Origin of the sequence: Tranquillimonas alkanivorans, assembly GCF_900115595.1 — a bacterium.
GTDB classification, from domain to species: Bacteria; Pseudomonadota; Alphaproteobacteria; order Rhodobacterales; family Rhodobacteraceae; genus Tranquillimonas; species Tranquillimonas alkanivorans.
The window spans coordinates 21,227-27,928 of sequence record NZ_FOXA01000039.1; the positions used below are offsets into that span (position 1 = coordinate 21,227).

Sequence of the window (6,702 nt, forward strand, 5' to 3'; positions counted from 1 at the left end):
GAGAGCTGTGATGCAAGAGATCGTTGTCAGCATGAGCGGGGCAGGGGAGGGCGGCCATGTCGATCCAGCGCTTTACGAGCAGGTCCGCGAGATCATCGACGACGGCACCGCAGACAACACCCGCCGGGCCTATAGAAGCGATCTGAGATACATTGCAGCCTGGGCCTATCATTCAGGCCGAAACCCAGACTTCCCGATGCACCGAGACGCGGTGATCGCGTTCATCGCAGAACACCTGGCAGGGTTGCCGGACGACCTCGACGAGCTCCTGGTCGACCTCGGTATAAAGGGGAAGCCCGGACCACATGCGATCAGCACGATTGAGCGCCGAATCTATGCCTTGTCGGTCTTCCATCGGTCTAAGGAGCTTCCGAATCCTGTTGACGACCAGCGCGTGAAGGACTTCCTGATGAAGGCGCGGAAAGCGGCCGTGCGTAGAGGATACCGGCCAAGCAAGAAGCGGGCGGCCACGAAGGACATCGTGGACCGCCTGGCACTGACCTGCGATTTCGATGCTCGGGGGCACCGGGATCGCGCGATGATCCTGTTCGGGTTCTCGTCGGGTGGTCGCCGGAGGTCCGAGATCGCCGATGCCAATATCGAAGACCTCGTGGAAGTGGAGGGCGGCTATATCTACTCCCTCGGAAAGTCAAAGACTAACCAGGACGGGCGCGGCGGACGTGAAGTAGCCGTTCTCGGGGAGGCTGGAGATGCGCTGCGGTCGTGGCTTGCCTTGGTGCGGGATACCAAGGGCCCGATCTTCCGGCGCCTCAGTCCTCAGGGCTTCATCCAGAAGTCAGGCATCTCCGACAAGACGGTCGCCCGGATCGTCAAGGAGCGGGCACAGCAAGCCGGGCTCGATCCCGCGCTCTTTGCCGGGCATAGTCTTCGCTCCGGCTTTATCACGGAAGGCGGTAAGCAAAACTTGAACATTTTCAATTTGATGGAGATGTCAGGGCACACCAGTATGCAGACCGCGCGCGGGTATTTCCAAGCGGGCGCTGCGTTGCACAACCCGGCCGCGCGACTTTTCGGCTGATCGAAGCCGTGATACGAAGGTGCCAGGGAGCACCAACATGCGGCGACCAACACCACACTCACCCGAGACAGACAGGAAGCCTCAAGAAGAAGGTCAGGGTCTTCCACGTTCAAGATCGGGATCCCAAAGGGGCAGGTAAGGTCGCTGCCCGACTTCCTCGACGAGCTGTCTGAGGAGGAGTTGGAGGACTGGGAGGGGCTAAATGGAAAAGGCCCCCGGTGATGATGCCGGGGCCCTCCTGTAAGTTGAGTGGCACCCGCACATCAGGCGTTCGCACCGCTGTCGATTAGCGTGTAGCCGCGCCCCTGCTCGAGAAGTGCCTGCCACTTTATGGAGTTGCCGCTGGCTTCGAGAAGGGCCTCATCATCCAGATCAAAGCCCTCGATCTCCTCTGTGCGGGAGCATCTGTACTCGCAGGCGTCGTCGAGCATATCCAAGTCCAGCTCCTCGCGCTCGTCCTCGGTGAACTTCTTGCAGCACTCCCTGGTGATGGTGGCGCGGTCTTGTTCGTTCTCGGCGACGACGCCGATAACCGCGTAATACCCCTCATTCTCCAACATTGATTTCCAGATTTTCATATAGTTCTCTCATGCTTACGTGTTCGTCAGGCACCTTCAATAACCTGGATGAACTTAAAACATCATTAAGCTTATCAAGAGCCGGAATTTGAGTCCCATTTTCCTATAACTCATCTATGGGGCTCAGTTATAATTTCTTGTGCTGCGCTTGGAGACCGGCCCCTTAACCTCGATATCGATGCCCTGCGCATAGAGCTCGTTTTGCAGCGCCAGGAGAAGAAAATCCTGCATTGTGTAGCCGAGAGACATGATGGCTCCCCGGATCTCGGCGTGGTGATTCTTGTCCTTGACCTTGAAAGGCATGTGCCCTTCGCACGATCTCGACCGACGCTGCTTCGGCGGGCGGTCGACCCGACGGATCATCTTTCCGTCGCCATCTTCCACAACCTTCAAGAACCTGATCTGGTGCTCCGGAGTCTCCTCGCCGTCAGTTGTCTCGACCTCGGGCTCAGACTTCGGGCCGGGCTTCTTTGCAAGTCGCGGCGCCGACTTCTTCTTTGCAGGTGCCTTCTTTGGCTTCTCGGCCGCAGGTGGGGTCTCTTCGACCGTCTCCGGCGCTTCCGCTGCCACGACCTCTTCCTGGGGTGCGTTCGGCTCCTTTCGCTCGCCGTGGAAGGCGCGTCCAACGGGATCGGGAGTGTTCGCGAGGCGGCTCATGGCGCCTCCTTTCTTGCGGGTGGCGCTGAAGTGCGGTGGGCGTGCCACTTCCTGCGTTTCCTGAAAATCACTCATTATCTGCTACCTCCTCCGATCTTGCTTACAATTTCGTCATAAAGCGCTTCAATTTCTGCCTTCGCTTTCCCGTCCTTGTGGTGGTGGATCAGTGTCTTCGAGCGGTCCCGAGCGAAGGTGATGTGCCCCCAGACCGTCCGAAATTGCAGGATGCTGTCGAGCATTGGCCATTGGAGTTCCGGGCCCGACAAATCCGCCATCTTCTCACGAACCTTTGACAAGTGCTTCTCATTGGGCAACACGCTGTTCATCACGACCCCAAAATTTTGAACCCCCTCATCAAGAAACTGGTCGACCATGTATTCGGCGGACAGGATTGCCTCCCCGTCGTGCTGGATCGGAACAACCGTAAAATCAACATGCTTGGCGGCTTGCAGGTATTCCTTAGTGTATTCGCTGCCTGGGCGGACATCGAAGATCACCACGTCATGGTCATCGCCAGTCTGCTCAATAGCGTCCATCAACTCGCGCGGGTGCCCGGCGGCGTTGTCGATGTCGTCGATCCCCCTCAGCGTCGTGTCCAACGAGTTCTGATCGTCGAAGTCGATTGCCAGAACACTCTTGCCGCGCTTGTGTGCAACGGAAGCCAGCCCCAGGGAGATCTTGGTCTTTCCGACGCCGCCTTTCGGGCTCATCACTAAAATCTTCATGCTCGAAATCCTCCTCATAAATAGCATGGTCTGATGCCGGTGAGGATCGAGTTCGGTGTTTCAAAATCTCGATGTTGGATGTATCAAAACTTCTGTTCTCGTCTCCTCATAAATGCAAATTGCAAAAAGTCGACGCCTGTCAAGCGTTCGCAAGAATAAAGTTCGTAGGGTGGGCAATAATTCGTTTGGATTGCGGGAGAGGGACCATGCATCCGTAGCAGGCCGTATGCGACGCCTTTGCTGCTCACGGTCGTCATTGGGGAGTCACCCTCAGCCATTGGATCTCATCCCCCAAGGGCGGCCTGATTCATGGGGCACGACTTCAGTATTCAGTGGCTGAGAAGGCCGGACGGCCCAGGCGCAAGCGCGGTTCACCGGCCTTCTTCACTTTCATTTCCTCGGGGCATCGGGCTCTGCCAGAGTGGGCGCGGCTTTTCAGCGCGTTCAGGTTCTTCAGAGCGGGGCCGGTGCGAGTTTCTCCGCTGCCTTGGGTGCAGGAGCGTGTTTGCTCAGCGGGGGGACGCCGCCCGCGATCCGCAGCTTCGGGGGCCGTGCCTCCGCGCTGCGTGCTCGGCTCGACATATCTGTCGGCGCCCGCGATGCCGTCGGAATCGATGCGGCCGGAAACCCAGCTCCGCGAATTCCGCGCGTGTGGTCTCCCGTGAAGGATCGCTCACGGCGGAAAGGATGCCCGGGCGACCTGCTGCTCGAGCAAGTTGTCGGCATCGGGGGCGCGTGAACGGAACCGTGTGGCAGCAGAGCGGGCGCCAGCGCGATTCCGCAGCAAACGAAAAATTTCAGCGGGACGCGACAAGCAGGCAGCCGGTGATTCGCGGGCGCCTGCTTGTCGCGCGCGTTGTATATGAGTTGCGGTATGGTGGTGGGGAGTGCGCCCGCCTGAGGCTCGACGGCTGTCCTTCGCCAGATCCCGAACATTGGGGTGCACGCGGTCGTCGAAGAAGCACGAGCATCCTCAAAATTTCTGCGGTAACCTGGCCTCAAACGGGTCAGAAGCGTGAACGACAGCGCGTCGTCGTCGGTCAACGCCTACGCGCGGCTTTCCTGCCCAACGTCTGACGCGTTCAGGGAGCAACTGGTGGAAGTCGCCAAACCTCCCATAAAAAGCCACGCTGTTAGCCTTCTTCTGGGAGCACTTCTGCAAGAGTGGTTCGCCGCTTACGCAAATTTTGAGGAGCATGTCGCGTCGACTTCGTCAGTACGGGCCAAGAGAAAGCCGGATTTATGCGTGCATACTGGCAGGTCGCTCGCTAGTCTCCCAAAGCAACGCCGCGTTCACCTAAGCTGGTGCCGATATGCCCGAGCGCTTGATAGAGCCAACCTTTTCCGCGAAGCCTTGCAGCGGCTTCTTTACTCACATCTGTGCGACGTCAGTGGTCACACAAGAGGGCTCTAGACACTGAGATACGATGGCTGCGAGCGCAACTGGCCGACTGGCTCAGTTTTCATCCGGCAGGAGACTACGCGGGGCATCGTCGTGGCTTCCGAGCGGCGGCGCAGAGAGCCGCACCAACACAAACAACAAAATCAAATGCGGCGTGCATCCGCAGAGAGCACCGGGAGAAGGCGCCTGAAGCGGAGCCGAGTCAAATTGCCTGATCCTGGCATGCGGGGCACAAAATTTGTTGCACGGCGAAACCAAGCAGGCGCGTCGTGGGCAGTAGTGTTCCACTGGAAGAAGGGCGAAAGGCTATAAATGAAGATCACTAACTGTGGCTCCGGCCTCCATCCGCGTGAAGTCAAATGCGCAGCCACTCTTAAAGAAAATCTTCCTAGAAGTTGGTACGCATACACGAACCTCGATCTAGTGTTAGGCAGGGGGATGACCCGTGAGGTGGACTTGGTGATCGTAGCCGACCACTATGTTTTTGTTGCGGACGTGAAGGATTGGTATGGAAAAGTTGAGTCTGACGGCGGAAACTGGATCCAAAATGGGCAGGATCGTGGAGCTTCTCCCGTAAAAAAGATTACAGAAATCAAGCGGAAGGTTTACGAGAAGCTTCAGGGCCACTTAAAGAGCCGAAGGGAAACACGCGGTCTAGCAGTTCCGGCTGTCCATGGGATAGTTCTTATGTCAGGAGAAGCAGACATTAGTGCCATCTCGGATATGGAAAGAGACAGTGTATTCAGTCTAGATCAATTTGTCCGGGCGGCGAATGCGAAGGAGGGGCTCCGGCGTTTTTTTGGTAACGTGCCTTATCAGCATGTCAGTTCAGATTTTTCCGGCGATCCGTGGAAGCAAATATTAACGCGTTTTTTTAACGTCAAGTCAAATGGGGTGTTCGAACCCGGGCGGCGCAGGTTCAATGGGTTCGTCACTGAAGGCGGAGCCACATTCAAGCACCCTGGACAGGTTTATACAGAGTATGAGGCGCATGAGGAGAGGGTCCCTCGCAACACTGCAACCCTCCGGCTTTGGGACTTCGCTCATTGTGAAAATGCCCATTATCAGACTGAAGAGGGCAGGATGGAAATTGCGGGCCGTGAGCGCAACATATTTCACTGGCTGCGCGACAGAAATAGTTTCGCAGAGAAGTACATTCTGAACCCCGTGGCGCACGACGTGGAGAGCAGCGTCGAATACTGGGAGGTTTTCGAGCGCAGGCCATCGCATAAGCGACTTTCGGACTTCCTTCTCACCGAGCTTGATCGTCTTTCTATGGGAGACTCTGAAAAACCTCGCGCATTGAGCGGGTTGCAGTAGAGTGGTCGGGAAGATGAAGGACCCTCTGCCGATGCCCAAACAGCCCGCCTTTCCCGGTCTCCGCCACGCGATGAAGAAGAAGCGGACGCGGCGCGAGAAATTCCTGGCCGAGATGGAAGCGGTGGTGCCATGGACGCGCCTGTTGGCGTTGATCGAGCCGCATTATCCGAAGCGCGGCGCGCGTGGAGGGCGTCCGCCGATGTCGCTGGAGACGATGCTGCGGGTCTACTTTCTTCAGCAGTGGTACGCGTTGAGCGATCCGATGGCCGAAGAGATGCTGTATGACAGCGAGGCCATGCGGCGCTTCGCAGGCATCGAACTCGGCGATGACCGTATCCCCGACGAGACAACGATCCTGAAGTTCCGACATTTGCTGGAGAAGCACCAACTGACGGAGCGGCTGTTTGGCGAGGTGAACCGACACCTCGCCGACCAGGGGATTACCCTGCGGTCGGGCACCCTCGTGGACGCGACGATCATCGACGCGCCGTCATCGACCAAGAACGAGGCCAAGGCGCGGGACCCCGAGATGTCGTCAACGAAGAAGGGCAACGACTGGTACTTCGGGATGAAGGCGCATGTGGGCGTCGATGCGGACAGCGGCATCGTGCACAGCCTCGAAACCACAACGGCGAAGGTGCACGACAGCCAGGTCTGGGACGAGCTTCTGCACGGCGAGGAGGAGTAACGCGCGAAAGTTGGTGATGCCCTGAGGGGCGGCATATCATGGCGGTGTTCAGACGCCGTCAATTCTCAGCCGAGAAAGGGATATGCCACATGTCAGAAGATACCATCACCCAGTTGCGCGATCCATCGGGATTTGGCGCCGACCCACTCACCGATGTTCTCCGCGACGGTGCGCGCAAGCTGATCGAACAGGCGATCCAGGCGGAGTTGGCCGAGCTGATGGCCTCCTTTTCGGGAGAGAAGCTCGATGACGGTCGTGCGCGGCTGGTGCGCCATGGTCACTTGCCCGAACGC

At 58.0% G+C, this 6,702-nt stretch carries 5 protein-coding genes and 2 pseudogenes; 4 read left to right on the top strand and 3 right to left on the bottom strand.

Annotated elements, in window-relative coordinates:
• Window positions 1-10: 10 nt before the first annotated feature.
• Entirely contained in the window at window positions 11-1,039 is a 1,029-nt protein-coding gene (locus BM162_RS20440) for a site-specific integrase (protein WP_093425545.1), read from the top strand.
• A 263-nt stretch (window positions 1,040-1,302) separates the two neighbouring features.
• Here BM162_RS20440 and BM162_RS20445 read toward each other — a convergent pair whose 3' ends face one another.
• The 3 genes from BM162_RS20445 to BM162_RS20455 all read right to left on the bottom strand — a co-directional run bounded on the left by BM162_RS20445 (window position 1,303) and on the right by BM162_RS20455 (window position 2,999).
• Complete coding sequence (locus tag BM162_RS20445; protein ID WP_093425547.1) at window positions 1,303-1,617, bottom strand: hypothetical protein; 315 nt, start codon at window positions 1,615-1,617, stop codon at window positions 1,303-1,305.
• A gap of 123 nt (window positions 1,618-1,740) precedes the next feature.
• The gene (locus BM162_RS20450) at window positions 1,741-2,349 is read right to left on the bottom strand and encodes a hypothetical protein (protein WP_143096258.1); all 609 of its coding nucleotides are present in this window, start codon (window positions 2,347-2,349) and stop codon (window positions 1,741-1,743) included.
• Entirely contained in the window at window positions 2,349-2,999 is a 651-nt protein-coding gene (locus tag BM162_RS20455; RefSeq protein WP_177215302.1) for a ParA family protein, read from the bottom strand. Before BM162_RS20455 ends, BM162_RS20450 begins: the two co-directional genes overlap by 1 nt.
• A 1,714-nt stretch (window positions 3,000-4,713) precedes the next feature.
• Between BM162_RS20455 and BM162_RS20460 the strand changes: the two genes are divergently transcribed.
• The 3 genes and pseudogenes from BM162_RS20460 to BM162_RS20470 form a co-directional block, all read left to right on the top strand.
• Window positions 4,714-5,721, top strand: coding sequence for a nuclease-related domain-containing protein (locus BM162_RS20460; protein ID WP_093425551.1), 1,008 nt, complete (start codon window positions 4,714-4,716; stop codon window positions 5,719-5,721).
• 31 nt (window positions 5,722-5,752) lie between these two features.
• A pseudogene (locus tag BM162_RS20465) lies at window positions 5,753-6,406 on the top strand (IS5 family transposase); the annotation flags it as partial.
• Between the two features lie 92 nt (window positions 6,407-6,498).
• Window positions 6,499-6,702: pseudogene (locus tag BM162_RS20470) on the top strand (IS256 family transposase); the annotation flags it as partial.